The 17,681-nt window shown below is 42.5% G+C and carries 18 protein-coding genes; all 18 read right to left on the reverse strand.

Features of this window, described 5'->3' with window-relative positions:
* Positions 1 to 92: 92 nt before the first annotated feature.
* The 18 genes from ACXAF2_RS16545 to ACXAF2_RS16630 all read right to left on the reverse strand — a co-directional run bounded on the left by ACXAF2_RS16545 (position 93) and on the right by ACXAF2_RS16630 (position 17,676).
* Positions 93 to 1,247 (reverse strand): Ger(x)C family spore germination protein, encoded by a 1,155-nt coding sequence (locus tag ACXAF2_RS16545; protein WP_475140227.1) that lies wholly within the window; start codon positions 1,245 to 1,247, stop codon positions 93 to 95.
* Positions 1,244 to 2,335 carry a GerAB/ArcD/ProY family transporter gene (locus ACXAF2_RS16550; RefSeq protein WP_475140228.1) on the reverse strand — a complete coding sequence of 364 codons (1,092 nt, stop codon included), beginning with the start codon at positions 2,333 to 2,335 and terminating at the stop codon, positions 1,244 to 1,246. The genes ACXAF2_RS16545 and ACXAF2_RS16550 overlap by 4 nt, the downstream gene beginning before the upstream one ends.
* 35 nt (positions 2,336 to 2,370) lie before the next feature.
* Positions 2,371 to 3,882, reverse strand: coding sequence for a spore germination protein (locus ACXAF2_RS16555; protein WP_475140432.1), 1,512 nt, complete (start codon positions 3,880 to 3,882; stop codon positions 2,371 to 2,373).
* A gap of 226 nt (positions 3,883 to 4,108) precedes the next feature.
* Positions 4,109 to 4,735, reverse strand: a complete 627-nt coding sequence (locus tag ACXAF2_RS16560; protein WP_475140229.1) for an FMN-binding negative transcriptional regulator — start codon at positions 4,733 to 4,735, stop codon at positions 4,109 to 4,111.
* Between the two features lie 86 nt (positions 4,736 to 4,821).
* Entirely contained in the window at positions 4,822 to 5,241 is a 420-nt protein-coding gene (locus ACXAF2_RS16565; RefSeq protein ID WP_475140231.1) for a RidA family protein, read from the reverse strand.
* A 46-nt stretch (positions 5,242 to 5,287) separates the two neighbouring features.
* Positions 5,288 to 5,809 carry a DinB family protein gene (locus ACXAF2_RS16570; RefSeq protein ID WP_475140232.1) on the reverse strand — a complete coding sequence of 174 codons (522 nt, stop codon included), beginning with the start codon at positions 5,807 to 5,809 and terminating at the stop codon, positions 5,288 to 5,290.
* A 218-nt stretch (positions 5,810 to 6,027) separates the two neighbouring features.
* Complete coding sequence (locus ACXAF2_RS16575) at positions 6,028 to 7,209, reverse strand: permease (protein ID WP_475140233.1); 1,182 nt, start codon at positions 7,207 to 7,209, stop codon at positions 6,028 to 6,030.
* A gap of 247 nt (positions 7,210 to 7,456) precedes the next feature.
* Positions 7,457 to 9,001, reverse strand: coding sequence for a CPBP family intramembrane glutamic endopeptidase (locus tag ACXAF2_RS16580; protein WP_475140235.1), 1,545 nt, complete (start codon positions 8,999 to 9,001; stop codon positions 7,457 to 7,459).
* Positions 9,002 to 9,013: 12 nt separating this feature from the next.
* The gene (locus ACXAF2_RS16585) at positions 9,014 to 9,439 is read right to left on the reverse strand and encodes a hypothetical protein (RefSeq protein ID WP_475140236.1); all 426 of its coding nucleotides are present in this window, start codon (positions 9,437 to 9,439) and stop codon (positions 9,014 to 9,016) included.
* The gene (locus ACXAF2_RS16590; protein ID WP_430313753.1) at positions 9,433 to 9,645 is read right to left on the reverse strand and encodes a helix-turn-helix transcriptional regulator; all 213 of its coding nucleotides are present in this window, start codon (positions 9,643 to 9,645) and stop codon (positions 9,433 to 9,435) included. The genes ACXAF2_RS16585 and ACXAF2_RS16590 overlap by 7 nt, the downstream gene beginning before the upstream one ends.
* 240 nt (positions 9,646 to 9,885) lie before the next feature.
* Entirely contained in the window at positions 9,886 to 10,776 is an 891-nt protein-coding gene (locus tag ACXAF2_RS16595) for a GNAT family N-acetyltransferase (protein WP_475140237.1), read from the reverse strand.
* 89 nt (positions 10,777 to 10,865) lie between these two features.
* Complete coding sequence (locus tag ACXAF2_RS16600; protein WP_475140239.1) at positions 10,866 to 11,705, reverse strand: hypothetical protein; 840 nt, start codon at positions 11,703 to 11,705, stop codon at positions 10,866 to 10,868.
* Positions 11,706 to 12,105: 400 nt separating this feature from the next.
* Positions 12,106 to 12,813, reverse strand: coding sequence for a DNA alkylation repair protein (locus ACXAF2_RS16605; protein ID WP_475140240.1), 708 nt, complete (start codon positions 12,811 to 12,813; stop codon positions 12,106 to 12,108).
* A gap of 65 nt (positions 12,814 to 12,878) precedes the next feature.
* On the reverse strand, positions 12,879 to 13,091 hold the full coding sequence (locus ACXAF2_RS16610) for a helix-hairpin-helix domain-containing protein (protein ID WP_475140241.1): 213 nt from the start codon (positions 13,089 to 13,091) through the stop codon (positions 12,879 to 12,881).
* Between the two features lie 159 nt (positions 13,092 to 13,250).
* Positions 13,251 to 14,492 (reverse strand): MFS transporter, encoded by a 1,242-nt coding sequence (locus tag ACXAF2_RS16615; protein WP_475140243.1) that lies wholly within the window; start codon positions 14,490 to 14,492, stop codon positions 13,251 to 13,253.
* 383 nt (positions 14,493 to 14,875) lie between these two features.
* Positions 14,876 to 15,763, reverse strand: a complete 888-nt coding sequence (locus ACXAF2_RS16620) for an EamA family transporter (protein WP_475140244.1) — start codon at positions 15,761 to 15,763, stop codon at positions 14,876 to 14,878.
* A 198-nt stretch (positions 15,764 to 15,961) separates the two neighbouring features.
* Complete coding sequence (locus tag ACXAF2_RS16625; RefSeq protein ID WP_475140245.1) at positions 15,962 to 16,432, reverse strand: SRPBCC family protein; 471 nt, start codon at positions 16,430 to 16,432, stop codon at positions 15,962 to 15,964.
* Positions 16,433 to 16,575: 143 nt separating this feature from the next.
* Complete coding sequence (locus tag ACXAF2_RS16630; RefSeq protein ID WP_475140247.1) at positions 16,576 to 17,676, reverse strand: GerAB/ArcD/ProY family transporter; 1,101 nt, start codon at positions 17,674 to 17,676, stop codon at positions 16,576 to 16,578.
* Positions 17,677 to 17,681 lie beyond the last annotated feature (5 nt).

The raw sequence follows: 17,681 nt of genomic DNA on the forward strand, positions 1-17,681 counted from the left end.
ATTGCCCCGGGCCCGTTCACTTGGTCCAAACCATCCCTATTATGAGGATTGGCGTGAGTCCTTTTAAAGCTCTCAAGCCCCGATGATCCCCTCTATCTTATATTCATATTCAACGAAGAAACTTCGACATCTACTTGATAATCGATGGTTGCTTGACTGAAAGTATTGTCCCAGTCCTCTTTATGACTTTTCCAATAGTCCGGGTGTTGGATTCTAACGTAATCGTGAAATGCTAAGACGTCTACTTTCAAGTCCTGTTGAATTTTCTCTAAACTATTTTTTATTTGTTCTTTGATCTTTTCTTGTATTTGTCTTTCTAGATCCTTTATATTCTCTTTTTTTGTAGGTTCATCCGTTTCTGTAATCAGTTCAGATATGTGCCCGCTTACTTTTGTATCCACTTGAAAGGAAATTCGTCCATTCTCCAGTAGAGGGTTGACTTTGCTAGTGATGGTTTCCAGCTCATATGTAATCGGTTTGTTGCTGCCTTCTTCCTTGATCTTTACGATTCCTCCCTCTGTTAAAGCTGTTAACCAATTCATTCCGACCAATTCTTCTTCATTTAGGAATCCGATTTGAGTAAGAGTGTCCCCTTTCACCACAGCTGCACCGGTGAGGATGACTTCATTATGTCTCTTCTCAATATTCTGCAGCAAGAAACTTGATTTTGCCTCCATCGTTGCGTTGATTTTTGAAAGAGTCATGGGTTCGATTAGCTTATTCGATTTATCAATATGATCTGATACCTCTTTTATATGCACCGAAGGAATTTCAGTCGTTTCCGTATCCATAATGTCCCTGGAGAGTCCATTCGTTACCATGATCAAGCAGCTCATTCTTGCCTCGGGATCACGAATGAAGAAATCCAATAATTCTCTGATGTTTCTTTTTTCGGCTACTTTACTACTCAATATAATCAATCTTTGATGTTGACCGTTCAGAGTGTTTTTTCGTTTCAGTAAAACGTCCCGTGCGGTCTCAAGTATGGATTCCCCTGTTTCATGAACATTAACAAAAGGCTTTGCATTATTACCTGTAGACATGTTAGAAGATTGATTGCCTGCCACATTCACGAGTTGGTAGGTCACATTTATTAAATCCCCTTCTGAATGCTCACCGCTATTCCTTTGCCCCTCATCTATCCCGACCCCCAGTAGAAGGTCCAATTTTTCAATATCCTTAGAACTCCAACACCCTGTTAGCATGAGTACAGTAAGTAGGATGAAAAGATAGGTAACATGCTTCAATTGAATTTCCCCCTTACGATAGAGACGGCTAATAAAAGGATGGGCAGTACACCAAACAAAAGAATCGCGGCATTTCCAAGTAAATCTCCCATTGCGAATAATTGGTATAAATCACCTGGGATCATGGAGGATATCAATACGACGGGCAGAAAGAGAAGGAGAAACACCTTCATATCCTTGTTGAATAACTGTGACATACCTAGAGAAGCAATATAAAGAGTGATGGAGATGGTGGCGAAAATTTGTAAAATCCATACGATCAAAAACAACGAGTCAAATCGTTCAAAAAAGATGCCCGGAAATTCAAAGGAATTGATGAGAGAAATAGTCGGCCAAGCAAGATTCCCCACCCCATCTATGGATAATGCACCTATGACAATAATGACGGTTATCAGATAAAAAATCATCGGTAGGAATACTCCTATTAAGACAATCTTTTTCCCTTTTTTGGGTTCAGTTAAATAGGCCGATAGAATAATCATTAACTCAATCCCAATGTAGGATAGAGACGTTGTTTTCACGCCCTTTAACACAGGGAGGATTCCATCTCCCATAACAGGCCGCAGGTTATTGATTTCAAATAAACCTAAACTCATGGTGGCAATTAAGATGAAAATGATGACGGTAAGGGGAAAAATGACTTGGAACACACGTGCAATGGAATTGATTCCGTCCGTATTTAGATAAAGGGCAAGCCAAAGAAACAATACGATTAACACTTGAATGGGAGTGCCCTCGAGCAAATAGGTTTCGGTTACTTCAGCCATCACCCGTACTTCAAAGCTCGTGAGTGTGATGAAGTACATAATCATCGTCAATCCAAGGAGGACACTGATGATTCTCCCGACAATGTCTCTACTATACTGAAAGAACGTTTTGGTAGGATATCTGTTATTAAGGGTTAAAATAACCATCCCTGCTATGATGGGAAAAATACTGCTGATAATGATGGTGATCCAGATATCAGGCGTCCCTACTGCAGCAGCAGCTGTCCTTGGCAGCGTCAATATTCCGACGCCAAGAATATAGTTGATGATGAGGATGATCGCTTGAGTGGGACTGATTCGTCCCTGTTGATTCACGTTCATTCATGACAAGTCCTTTCACTAAGTGAAGTCCATGACTACCCTTTTCTGATTTTGTCGCCTGGCTTTAGAATATCGGGTCTTCTTTTCATTGATTGGATGGGCAGCCTGATTAAAAAGTCTTTCCAGTCGTTGATTTGGTACGGTACTGCAGGACCGAGGAAAGGGACTCCAAAGCTTTTCAAACGGACAAGGTGAATACAGAAAAAAAGGAAAAAGACGATGACACCATAAAGTCCCAGAGTAGCACCTAAAAACATGGCGATAAATCTTAGTATTCTTAATGAAATACTTAACGTATATTGTGGGAGTGAAAAGGAAGAGATCGCCGTAATGGCTACAACGATGACGGTAACCGGACTAACGATACCTGCTTGCACCGCAGCTTCTCCAATCACAAGACCCCCGACGATCCCAATGGTTTGACCGATGGGCTTTGGCAAACGTAACCCTGCCTCCCTTAAGATTTCAATCGAAACTTCCATTAACAGAGCCTCAATAAGAACAGGAAATGGGACTCCTTCACGAGAACTCATAATGGAAATGGCCAGATTGGTTGGAATCAGCCCCTGATGGAATGAGACAAAGGAAATATATAAAGCGGGAGTGAAGACCGATATGAAAGCAGCCGTATATCGTAATAACCGAATCAATGAGCCGGGAATCCATCGATCATAATAGTCTTCTGGCGATTGCAGATACATATTGATGGTGACTGGGGCAATCAAGACAAATGGGGTACCGTCCAGCAATATGCCGACTCTCCCTTCTGACAATGCAGCAATCACTCGATCAGGTCGCTCCGTGCTTTGAATTTGCGGGAATAGGGAGAAAGCATTCTCTTCAATCAGTTCTTCTATATACCCAGACTCCAGTACATTATCGATGTGAATCGATTCAATCTTTTCCTTCACGTTCTGTATGATGGTTTCATTGGCAATGCCCTCTATGTAGGTGATGACCAGTTCCTTTTTGAATCGTTCTCCAACTTGGAAGCTAATGAACCTTAGATCCTGATTTACACCAGCTTTTCTTAGAATCGCTTGATTATCATTAATGTTTTCATTGAAACCGGTTCTCGGACCTCTCACCACCTGCTCGGTTACCGGTTCTTCAATACTCCGATCTTTTGAGTCACTTGTTTTTAAAATGATCGCTGTATTCGATTTTTCATGAAGCAACGCTGTTTCCCCTCTTAAAATATAAGAGGTGATTGCACTTAGGTCTTGTTCTTCATGACATTCACTCACAGGAAGCATTTCTTTAAGAGAATAAGGGATCTTCTCGTCATCTATTGGGTTGAACATAAGGGGCTTCAAAATATTATTATTAATAATGGCTGTATCCACTAACCCTCTCGTGAAAATGATCGAAGCCCTTGAATCATTCATGAAAAATTCCCGTGTTATGATATCATTATTTTCTCCAAGCACTTCATTGATCATCGATAGATTCTCAGATAGATCGCTTGTCATCATAAGGGCTGATTCCTTCTGTTTCGGTGAGCCGGGTTGATTCATTGCATCAGTAAGGAAGGTCTTTATTTTCATGATGATAATGGGTACGATCAACGTTACGATGGCATATATGTATATGTTGAAATCAGGAAGGAACCCGATGACCTTTTGAAGAACATCCACTAAACAAACCTCCTAAATAAGCTTGCTCTCATCTAGTTTCTCTTTAAAGTAAGGATTTATTCCGAAGGTACACGATATCAGTGTATTCAACGGCTTCCAGGTCCTATTGGAGGTAAATCAAAAAAAATCCCCCGAATTACTTCGGAGGATCATCCAATGATGTCACAAGATTAGCCTTCATCCATGCGGCAATCTGTTGCTCATCTGAATGTGGAATTTGTTCAAGTTGATGGATCACCAGCTCTTGTCGCTGCATTGAATGGTTTTGGCTCAACTTCGCTTTTCCTTCTATCTTACTGATCTTTATTTTGAAACCTTGAACTCCCTTGCTCATACCAGCAAGATACTCTGCGCCTGCATCTTCTAACCTGTATGAACTGTCAGGAGATTCATAGTTCATGACCATATCATGGAATGATTCCATTAACTCCTTTTCGTCCCTCAGAAACTCGACTTCTCCATACACATGGACGGTCACATAATTCCAGGTCGGCACTGCCCTATTCGTCTCATACCAGGACGGGGAGATATAACAATGAGGCCCATGGAAAACAGCCAGGACGGTTTGATTTTCAATATCTTTCCACTGAGGATTCGGACGGGCAAAATGTCCATATAAGTAGTTCCCGTTCACTAGTAACGGCAAATGAGTGGCACATGGCAATCCATCGTGTTGAGAAAAAAGAGTCGCAAAACTATGTTCTTTCATGATTTCGTAAGCCACGGATTCATCCGTGATCTTAAAATCTTTTGGAATAAACATGATGAACCTCCTTTCAAAGATGTTTTTAGGCATTGGTCAGGTGATCTGGATTTGTCCCCTGATGGAGCATTGCCCCCTACTTCCTGCTACTTACCATTTGTTCGTTTCTCTACTGCTGCAATCGCTTCAATTTCCACCAATTGATCTGTGTACCCCAGTACAGTCACTCCTGATAACGTACTCGGGACATCATGATCCCAAAACTCTTCTCTTATCGCGTTCCAAGCCGCCACTAAATCTGCCTGCTGTTGAGACGCTACCAGAACCCGTGTATATACGACGTCCTTCAAGGAGGCACCACTCTCTTTCAGTACTTCCTTCATATTCTCCACACACAGTTTGGCTTGAAGCTCGTAATCATTGATATGGGGAACTTCCCCCTCTTTGTTAAGAGGACAAGCTCCGGCCAAAAACAGGAGATCCTTGTCCGAAGGTACTCTTGCAGCGTATGCATAATCAACATCGGCTAAATGGGCTGATCGAATCAATGAAATGTTTTTGTTCATGTTGTTCCCTCCATTTGTTTTGACGAATCCGAAGACTCACTCATGTTTACGTGTTCAATACTCCTAAATATTCTTTCCAGGGCCCCACATCGTCCAGATAACGGTTGGAAAACACCCTTACAATCTGAGAAAGATGGGTCAAATCATGGACCACCCAAGTAGAGATGAGTTCACGGGCACTGACCCTTCCGAAAGCAGGATGCATACCCGTTGCATCAAGGGAATGCTGAGCCGCTAACTCTTTTAACTCCTTCACATTCGTTGCTCTGAGGGAAGCGAATTCCATGATCTTCTCCTCAAGACTTTTGGAAGTGGCCTCCTCTAAATGGGAAAAACGATCAAAGACTGGAAACACCGTACTTTCCCCCTCCTGGAAGATCATCTTCAATCTCGGAATCCAATTGTGTTTCTCCCCTTCGATTAAATGCTCCACAACTCCAATGGCATTCCAGGTCCCTTCCCCTTCATCACACTCCAACCATCCTTTGGACAAACCGGTAAGGAAACATTCAAGGGTCTTCGGAGTTCTCTCCAAGACCTCGATTCCTTCATTTAAGTTAAAGTTCATAGGCTTTCCTCCTTAAATGGATTTCTTTAGTGAAAATGTGACGACTGGCTGTCTCACCCTCCCCCTTCTTCAAGGTGCCCATGAGAAGGAGTAAATTCTATTGATCTCTTAAGTTAAGTTCGACGTGGAGGAATGAATTCCTTGTTATATTCGGTACATGCCCGGCACACAAAAAAAACAGGCTGCCCGCTAGTCACGGGCAACCCCACTGAACAAAATCACACAAAATGCACAAACATCCCAACCACTAAATATCCAATACATATATACGTTACAATCGTCTTCACTTTCGAGTCACCTTCCATGCTCATCATAGAGTGGTGATCTCCGGATTTCATGAACAGTCGATTCAAATAGATGGACACCATCGCGACAATGGCAAAGACGATGTTTAACCAGAAGGTATAATTGATTTGAAAGGGTGATTCATTCATCACTTGTTTTGCGTTTTCCGGGATTAATCCAATGGCCGTAAACGCATAGTGCATCCCTAACGCAGTCAGGATGATCGATAGATAGAAGATACCTGCAATGTATAATGCCGTTTTTAAACCATAATACTTTTTGTGGACCGCAACAATCGGTGGTACGACCAAATCAGAATAGATGAAAGCCATGATTCCTGCAAAGGCCACTCCACTGGATGCGAGTATGGTGGCAATGGGGATGTTCCCCATGGACCCGATAAAGGTGAGCATGGCAACGATCGGACCGATCAGTGCATTTTCCAGTACCTTTAAGAATGAGTCCGGTTGATCGGCGAGGAAGAACATTTTCCACGTATCTTCCGAAATGAATGTGGCCATGATCCCCGCAATGGTGAATCCGATCGTAATCTCTTTCCACACCATTTGCCAATTCATCACAAACTCATGTCCGACCTGATACCAGCCCTCTTTGGACTTGATTTTCTCTTTCCAGTTGAATCCTTCTTCGCCTTCCTTTTCGTCCTCCACATGATCCTTTGCTTCCTCCACCAGCTTCTTAGGATAAGTGATTTTTACAAGAATCCAGGTAATAAAGATCAGAACGATGCCCCCGATCATCTCTGCAGCCACAAACTGCCATCCTAGAAAGATATAAATAAGGATGCCCAATTCAATCACCAGGTTGGTAGAAGCAAAAAGAAAGGCAAGGGTCGGAATAAAATGGGCCCCTTTTTTGAAGAGGTTCCGCCCTGCTGCCAGGGCTGCAAAGGAGCAGGAGGAACTGATCGCCCCGAACAGTGTGGATAACCCAACAGACTTCAAGCTTGGATTCCCCATACACTTCACCATTTTATCCTTCTGTACAAAGGCCTGAATCATGGAACTGATTAAGTACCCAAGTACGAATGCCCAACCGGATTTCCAGAAATACCCCAGTGAGGTCTTCGCCGATTCGCCAATCAATTCAAACAAATGACCATCTCCTTTTCTGTACTCGATATCTGCTTAGTTCATTGTTACCCACTATTTATGCAGAAACATTGCATCTTGCATCAAAAAGGGGATCTGATTCCCATCACGGTTGTTGTACTATTACCACTAACTGTTTTATGTAACACTTCAATTCATAAAAAAATGCCAGTCCCGTTGCGTTCATCCAATAACGCAACGGGACTGGCATCAAAATGGGCCAAGGGACCTGTCCCCATGGACTCCCACCTCACTCCACCACCCGCGGACCCACCACATGCATCACAATATCCGCTGTGAAATGAGCGATCATGGCGAATTCAAGTCCCATGAAGACAAAGAGTGCCCCGAATACGAGCCCACCTATTCCATTGATGACAAGCATACTGATGAAGATTCCGAGAGTCATATCAAAATTGGACGCTGCCACTCCATAATGCATGATGCCGAAGATGAAGCTAGCAACGATGATGGCCGTCCATTTCTTCGCTTTTGTCGCCGTTCCTTTCAACATTTTCACCTGCAGCCAAATGAGCATGGTGACCAGGAACAAGCGGAAAATCGATTCTTCATTCACGGCCGCTCCGAATGATCCCAATATCCCGAGCCACCATGCTGGTTCTTTGTGTGAAGAATTGTCCACTCCGAGTGGCTCCGATACGATCAGGCTGAAGACGCTGATGGCCACACCTGCCAGCACCCCATAGAGAGCGGATTTCATGACGGGTTTTCTAAAAGAATGAAGCGGTTGGTCTTTATTGAAAAAAGCTTCGATGATCGGAGTCTTGAGCTTTACCTTCTTAGCGAGCCATAAGGCGATGAACAGCAGGATTCCCGCTTCCAACAGAACCTGAATGACGTAGAACAGGGTGAAGGACAGCTCGCTCAGTCCCATGACTTCATGAAGATTCTCACGTGATATGGCATAGAGGGCAATAGCCAAAGCTCCCATGATGTTTAGAACAAGTAGCATAAAATAGACTTTCCAGTTGATGATACTTGGTCTCTTCCCCTCATAAGTGGCAGCGACCAATCGATCATCTTCCCTATCTTCTCTTTCAACATAACTCTCCACTTTTTCCTGAAGATCCATGATGAACGGTTCCGGGTTTTCCATCGATAGCAATGCTTTCTTTACTACTTTCTTCTGGCCAAAATAGCCTCTTGCATAAATCGGCTCCTTGAAGATGATTTCATATTTCAGTTCATCCATCATGCCAAACACACGGGTGAACACTCTTGGAAGCATGCTGACATGATAGGCATCTTTCTCGTGAATGATGCCCCCGCTCTTGTTATACTGCGTCCTTGCCGGTTGGATGACGGCGACATCCCTGATGTGAAAGGTCAATGACCTTCTTGCTCCAATATTCATGACGACTTTGTTCCCTTTCAGGATGATCGGCGAGTTCCTGACTAAATTGTAATCTCCCAGCATGTAGAGGATGCTGTAGACATGAAGCACCACCAGGATATTTGCCCTGAGGGGATCGATTTCCTTTAAGTAAATGTGAAAGACAATCCCTTCTATCACTTGTTCATGAAGGAGCGCAATGAACAGCCAGAAGTAATTCGATCCTTTGTGGTAAAAATAGCTCTGGACTCCTTTGTCACTGCCTTTCTTCCTCTTCCATCTAAAAAAGGCATAGAAAAGAATGACCCACTCTTTTTTCAGGATGGTCATGAACGGGTTGCTGTCCATATCCCCCCGTCTGTATTTCACAAACAGGATGACGGCACCGACTTCCGCCAGGGTAACGAGTATGATGAGTGAAATGATCAACTGAGTATCCATCTGTTTCCCCCTTTAACTGAATCGTTTCATCTGGAACCAATAAATGAGGTATTGAACGACGCCCATACCGATTAACAGAATGATAGGAATGTAGGGAATGTGATGTAAATAAGCCGTAAGGGCAATGCCCACCGGAATCGCAAAGGCAAAGAAGATATACACCTTCCTCGTCGCCTTGAACGTCAGCCACTGCATCCCCTCATCTTCTTCCCGCAGTTCCATCGGGATTACGCTCGGCTTGATCCGATTTTCCGGATGCCGCCTGTTATAAACAGGAATGATCGCCATCATGATAAGGATCGGAATCCCAAGCACCATCGAATCCACCACGAGCCAATCCGGGATGTAGGCTGCATAATGATCTCCTAACATAATGATCCCAAGGCCAATGATGAGAACGGCATTGAACAGTGGTGACTGAAATATCTTCTTTAACATGAACCTCTCTCCTCTTCCAAGCGAAATATCTCTTCCACCGGCACATCAAATGCGTGTGCGATCTTCAGAGCCAGCGTGATGGACGGTGCATAATCCCCTTTTTCGATCAATCCAATCGTCTGTCTGGTAACGCCGATACGATCAGCCAGATCCTGCTGGGTAAACCGGAACCTGGCGCGCAATTCTCGAACAGAATTATTCAACATCTACCATTTTTCTCCTTTTATGGATTTATTACCTTAAATGTAAAGAATCCATTGCATTATGTATAGGATGTTTTACTTTATTTGCTAATTGGACATTTAATTGTGGCGAAATTGTTAATAACTGGTTTTTCAGTTGACAAGGGGGATTTATCTGGAGAAAGGAAAAGATGAATGGACATAGCAATGCTTAATAAATGAAAAAGAGAGGTGAGTCACTCATTCATGACTCACCTCTCTTCTCTAACTTCTCGCCATCCACTCATAGCTGACCACCCCATGAACCACTTCGAACCCGGCAGCTCTATATAGGTTTATCGCCTGGTGATTCTGCTTGCTGACACAAAGGGTGATCTCAGAAAGCTCATCGTAATGAAAAAGTTGTTGGATAGAAGTTTTGACTAGTTCGGTCCCAATCCCCTGTTTTCGAACCAAAGGGGAGACCGCAATAAACTCAATATCTCCTTCTGCGTGCTCAGGATTAGCCTCGAAATAGGAATAGCCTTTTATTTGCTGACATTCATCCTTAATTATGAGGAGTTGATTGTGTTGATCGGAAAGCAAACCTAGAATGTCATCAGCACTGTAATACGCGCCCGGAAAGGCGGAATGATGAAGGTCAGAGAATGCCTCCTTGAAATGAGGGGAAAAGGGTTCAACTTCACAAGAATCTACCAAATTAAAATGATCCCGCTTTACTTTAAGAATGAGATGGTCACCCTTCTCTACGGCTTTTATATCAGATAGGAACTCCTTGGATTGTTCATTTCTTACATTAATAAAGAAATAGATTCTCTCTAAAGGGTTTTCCAGAGAAGAAAGCAGCCTTCTCAAAAGTTCATTGGCTACATATCCCCAATCTTCCTCCTCGTCTACAAAAGGTCCCCAAGCCTCTGCAGTTTGGTCCTCCAAGTCGATATCAAACCCTAGAGCGCCAATAATATGCTCACCTCTATAGGCAACCAGGAAGGAATTCGATACATCCAAATCGGAAAAATCGGTCTGTAATGAGTCAAGTATTTCACTTGCCTTCACTCCGCAGTATCCAATATGATGCTGTGATTGATTGTTCTTCTTTTCAATAAACAGGGAGAGCTTTTCAAGACTGACAGGCGGTTGAATGGTTATTTGCATGGTTTTTCCTACCTCCTAAAGAGCCATAGGTACAGGTTACCTGGTACAAGGGGCCAAGGTACCTGTCCCCTTGGGTGGAACTTTTAATTTTATTGTCTTTGTAATTGGTTAAGAAACCATAATACTTCTTCACTTTTTGTTATTGAGCAATTCAAATGAAAAATATTACCTTTACCAATCGATAATTCTTGAGATTCTTTATTATAATCAACGGGTAATCTTTTGAAAACGTGCCAAGGATAAAATAGCGATAAAAAGCTTTCAGAGAAAAAAACCCCATTTGCACTTATGACGATTCCATCCGTTCCTACACCTAAATAAGTATTTAAATACGCCAATAACGTATCATGTTTATCTATTTTATTTTTTTTCATTAATGAGATTTTTAGCATTTCTGGAATATGCTCCTCTAGCATTATACTAAAGCTCATTGTTTTACAAAGTGAACAATCCTCATAATTACTAAATGCCTTACAAACGGTTTTTATCTTATCAATATTTACAGCACAACCACTACTTGCTTTTATGTCGTTTCCATCTTTTTCAATCGGCAATGCCTTTATTTCTTCTAGCATTTCTATTAGGAGTTCATGTGGATAAGAAGTACCCGTTATATCAAATGTTTTTTTATCATCGAGATAAAGTACTCCATCTTTCAACTTCATTGATTTCGTGTTTTTTAATTGCTCCCATGAGAAACAACCTTTTCCCTGACCAATTAGCCTCCAATATATCCCCTTCTCCGTGAAACACACTCCATTCTTTTTAAGAAAACAACTTAAGAATGCCATTACACGTTCATCAGAAGGCAAATCAAATTTTTCATTAATATGCTTCATAATCTTTTCTGGTATATAGCGATAAAAAAAATCAGTTTGTTGGTATTTTGCTATTATATCTTCTAGATTGGCGTCTACAACATTCTTCATTTCATCTCTCCCCTTACGACACTTTTATAATATGTAATACGTACTTGATGGTAAAAAGTTACAAAAAATCTGACAAAGTCTATTATTTCGCGGCAGACACAATCATCATTTTTTCCTAGGATTCACCACTATATCATTCTATTTAGTATAGTTAGAGAGGTATGGACGAAGTACGTAAAAGTATGTTGCTCTTTAAATAATCCAGTAAAAAATGACAGGTGCATAACCCGTCCCATTGAAAACCGAGTCCAAACTGATCATTCAATAATCTTAGTCATTTTCTCAGTTCTTTTTCCTGAAAATCAGGATGTATTCCTTCATACTTTCAGCTTAGTACACAAAAAAGAGACGTTTCTCACGCTACCAAAGCAGCAGAATCGTCTCTATTATTCCTATTTACCTAACACCTCACATACTTCCGCTTAAACCCAATCTTCCCTTTCTCCACTTGCTTCAGAATATCATCGGCAGCCTTCAACGTGCTGTTCTTTTTCCCTTCCCGTACCATTTCAACCGGTCCGATCTCATTTGCCCTCTGAAGAGCCAGTTCATGAAGAGGTACGAAAGAGACTCCGACTGTCGAGACAAAATTACTCATCGCCGATTTCGTTCGTTCAGGTGCATGGTGGATGGTTTCTTTCACTTGTTCCAGCATTCCCGCGAGCTTCGTTTCCGAAAACTCTTCGTCCTTGCGATTCCCGAGCAGCCAGCAGTAGCAGCTCCATCCCGCGGACATTTTCAGCTCTTCCCCGCTTGCAATCCATTTATCGGCCACGTCTTGTGCGATATCGGCTTCAGCCAAAGTGACCGCCACCACGTAATCGGACAGCATATAAAAATATGCCCCGTCGATCCAGCGGTCAAAGTCTGCCTCTGTCATGGCTTTCGGATCGGCAATGACACCGGCAAAATACATGGCATCGTAATTCCCCGTTGCATATAACTCCTCAGCCAACGCCTGATCCTTCTTGATTTTCCTGGCGATCGGCTTCATCGCACCCGTCGCGACGCCAAAGACCGGCTCATGAGCACCATTGGATATGTACATTTTCTTCGATCGTTCCTTGCCGAGTGCTTCCAGCTCTTGCATGACCGTATGTGAATCCATTCTATCCACTTCCTTTATTTTATTAATTGGCCATCTTATCACGGCCACACTTTAGTCAAATCGGTTTATGATTTTTTTGCAAAAGACAGCCCTTTTTCTTTCAAAGCCTCATTCAGAATGCGCACTGCTTTCGGTCCTACCCCATGAATCTTCAGAATATCGGATTCCGACACCTTGGTAAACTGCTCAAGGCGATAAAATCCGGCGTTATGAAGCTCACGGTTCGCAGGCTTACTCATCTTAGGCAATTCGCTTTCTGGTGTTGAGTTAGTGGTCATGTCCCTGTCCCCCTCTCTTTTCACCTGTCTTGCATCCAATACAACTAAATAGAATGCTCCTGTTTAGTATAAGTATTCTCCCTAAATAGTGCTGTTCCTTTATTTCATGACAGAAAAAAGAGCTGCCACAAGGACAGCTCTTTTTAAGACTACATTCACTCAGGGCGCAGGAGCAGGCTTCCCTGCTTCGATCAACACTTGGTCGCGGCCCAGCATGACGGAAAGGAGAATGGTCATTACCCCGGTTCCGATGAGGAGCCATTCAATGGCGATGATATCGGCCAAGGGTCCGAATATCAGCATGCCAATCGGCATCATCGAGGTGGAGATCATCCCCATGACCCCAAAGACTCTTCCCAAATAATTCTCTTCGATTTTCTCCTGCAGCAGCACCATTGTCGGTGTATTGAAAATCGGCATGGCCACTCCGAATAATGCCATGAAGACGAGATAGAACCAAAAGACCGGAACAATACCTAGAGCAAAGGTGCAGAATCCCATAATCAGACTTGAGAAAGTCATCGTGGCAATCTTATTTTTAAACCCTCCCCAGGAAGCAATGATGGCTCCACCTGCCATCATCCCGATCGAAAAGGCAATTTCGATGGCTGTCAGTCTCCAAATATCGTCCCCGAAACTTCTGGCGACCTGCAGCGGAGTCAGAAAGGCCGCAGGTGCCATCAGAACAAAGAAAATGGAGAAGAACAGGAAGAACTTCTTCAGGAATCCATGGCTGTTGACATATTGTAAGCCTTGCTTGAAGTCACTGAAGTAGCTTGTTGTTTGTTTGACCGCTGCCTTCTCATGCACCGAGATGTTTAAAAAGGCAAGCAGTGTGATGATTGCAATGGCTGCTGTAATGACATCGATGAAGAAAATGATTTCAATCGATGCCATCCCGAGTAATGCCGCACTGACCATGGGGGACACGAACATAATGACAGCTTGAATGCTTCCATTTGCCCCGTTCACCTTCGTCAGTTTCTCCTTTGGGACAATCTGCGGCAAAATCGCGCCGACAGCCGGTGTCTGAATCCCGGTTCCAAGGGCCCGGACCGCTGCCATGATAAACAGCAGCCAGATCGAATCGTATCCCATTAAGAAGAGAATCGCGAGAATCAGCGTTGAAGTCGCGATCAGTCCATCCGATAACACAATCAGCAGCTTCCGGTTATAGCGATCCGCCCAGACACCCGCAACCGGGGACAGGAGGAAGGTCGGAATAAATCCGCAAATGATGAACAACGTCATCATCAACCCGGACTCCGTCTCTAACGTGATATGCCACATGATCGCGTATTGTACCAGGGACGACCCGAATAACGAGATCGTCTGACTGCTTAGAAAGAGAATGATATTCCTTAACCAATTTTCCTTCTGATGTTGATTTACTTCATTCATTTCCCACCAACTCATTTCTATTATATTTAATATAAAAATAAGCCTTGCCTACTTGTTATTTTTAAGACACAAAAAAGAGAGGAGACTCCTCCCCTCTTTAAAAATACCGACAAATACAGGTTTTCTTAAAAATAGACAGATCAATCCCATTGCTCTGAACATAGGCAGAGCCTTCAAACGTATTCAATTAACGAGTGAAAAGCGGGAAACGCAATCTGATTGATGCTGTCAACAGGAAAACCTCCATTTCTTTTATAAGTAAGATAATCATAGCAGAGGACCCATGCTGGCGCAATCGTTTTTTGGGAGCAAAACGATTATTTAATAAACCCTACGTCTTCTCATTACTTCATGAAAATTTTGTTAAAAACATGTGCGTAACATTACGTCATGGATTTCATTCTACCTTTCAGTTTTATATTACCGAGCACAATTCCACATAGTATGATCGCGACTCCTATCCATTGGGATAAACTGACGACTTCAGCTAATAGTAGAGCGGACATGGTTACAGCCACTGGAAGTTCAGAAGCCGTTAAGATGGTGCCAAGTCCTGGTCCAACATGGGGCATGCCGATTGAAAATAAAAGAGGTGGTAAAGCAACGCCAAAGAAGCCGAGCAATAAACCATATTTTGCGACCCCCGTCAAGGTAGGTAAATCAACTAAAAACGTGGGTGGAAAAATGAAAAATACGACAATTAATCCACCTGTGGAAAGGAAAGCACTTTTCAAGACGGGTGGAGAATCTTTTCCGACAGAACTGCTCAGTGTGATAAACGTGGTAAACGTCAAAGCCGAAAGTAATCCCCAGACAGTTCCTTGCAAGGTTAGAACAACTTCACTCTTTGCAACTGCACCAGCAGCTAGAATGGAGCCGATGATTAGTATGCCAATCGAGATGACTTTACCTTTCGTTGGCTTTTCTTTATATAAGATCCACTCGAATAACGTGCCGATCCAAACAAACTGAAATAGAAAAATGATGGCAAGCGAAGCATTCAGTGTCTGCAGCGCCTGATAATAGAACACACCTGTCAGTCCAAATGGAATTCCAGATACTAATAGGTTGAAAGCTTGTTTGAAAGGTATTCTTTTCTTCTTTGTAAACAGAACCAGCACCCAGGTAAGCAAAGCGCCAAATAAATATTGGCCACCTGTTACTTCTGTTACTGAAAAACCTGCTGAATAAGCAAGTTTGACAAATGTAGATAAGATCCCATAACAGCATCCACCTAAAAAAACAATCAATGCATATTGCCACGTTTTCATTTTTTTCTCCCCCTTTTTTACACATAAAAAAACCACACAATTGTCAATTGACATTGTGTGGCGAAAATAGAGCTGCCTCTATAAAAATCCACTTCCTGAAAAGGTTTTATCATTATAATAAAATGTAAGAGATCAAAACTAACTGCTATTAACGCTAACTTTCCTACTAAAAGATTATACCATTTCCGATTGCCACTGTCAGGAGTTCACCACTTTATTTTTTTCCAAATAATCTCGCAAGGAATCCAAATCCTTTGCGCAAGCCTTCTTAAAGACGCCTGCCATCAGTTTACCGAATAGTTTCGACAGGCCGGTCAGTCCTCTGATTTCACCAAGTAACGTCACTTCTGTTTGATCACCTGACGAAGCAAGCAAATAGGTAAATATAAATTCCCCTTTACCCGTTGTTCCCTTCGTGCCGTCGCAGCGGAACACAATCTTATCTGGCTCTTTAAGTTCCACTACTTCAAAATGCTCTGAAGCCTCTTTGCCGAACATCTTTCTCGTTTCCTTCCACTGACTGCCTTCCCGGAGCGGCCCTTCATCCATCCGCTCGATTCCCACCAATCCTTGCATCCAGTGATTGGCAGAGTCAAGATCTACTAAACTTCTATAGGCTACTTCTTTTGATACCTGTAAGTTTCTTTTTACTTCGAATGGGATGCTCAAATGGAATGACCTCCTAAGTTCTATCATGCTATTGTATAGATTTGACACCTTTGTCTCATTTCCTTCTTTTAATCATTAAGGTTATATAAGTCTTGGCTGCTTTAACTCCCTTCACCCCCGAAAGAATGATGCAAACACCCTTGTTACCCTTTATTCTTTTTTCTATTTTTCAGAAACGCAATAAGAAGAAGGAGGATGGGAATCATCACAAAGAGTGGCATATGTAAGATAAACATGGCTACCTTTAGTCCTTCTTGGATATGTTCTTGAAAATTGCTCGCAATCGTCATCGACATAAATAAAACGACCAGGCCCAATGGATAGGACAGTCGTGAAGGAGATTTAATCTTAAATAAGCTGGCTGAGCCTATGACCGCTGCATAAAACAACACGCTTATCTTAAAGAAAATCCCGATCACTAAGGCAAGCATAAAAAACACATCCAGCCGTTCTAAAAAATCGGCTACTTGGATGGTCTGAACCGTACTAAGAAGCGGAAATTGTGACCGTGCAGTCAGACCCACTCCAAGCACACTAATATTAATGAGCATCGTAAGTATGAGGTTGATTCCACTTAGCCCCGTTGCACAGATCATCGTAAGCTTTACCTTCTTGGGATTATTCATGTAAGGCAGTATCATCGTAAATACAATCGCTTCTGTAAACGGGAAATACAAGGTTTGAGTAAAAACCACTTTTAGGACAGGTGTAATCCCTTCTTCAAGTACTGGTTGTAAGTTGGTTAAGTCGATTAGGCCGGAACTCACGATCAATATAAATCCAACGACCGAAAGAATAAACATAAGCATAAAAAGCAGTTCTCCAGATCGGGCGATGACCTCTATTCCTTTATGGACCGTATAAATAATAACAAGCATTAACAGTGCATTGGCGATGAATAAAGGGGTATCCGGATAGGCAAAGGTTAACAGCATTTCCCCAAAGTCACGAAGAATCCTCGAAGCATCATACATATAGAAAAAAAGATAAAGGAAGGCAAGCACGGTTCCCAATACTTTACCGAGAATCTTTTGCATATACTCGGTAGGCAAAAGATCGGGATAATACCAATAGAGTTTATGATAGACTAATAAAAGAACGAAACTGACGATCATTCCAAGCAGAATGGCCAACCAGGCGTCCTGTTTTGCGTCTATGGCAAGTGGGACGAGCAAAGCACTCCCCAGTTCAAATAGAACCATTAAGACAAAGAGCTGACTGGCACTAATTTTTGCTTTTTCCACTCTAC

This window comes from Rossellomorea sp. ABR4_004, from assembly GCF_056159585.1.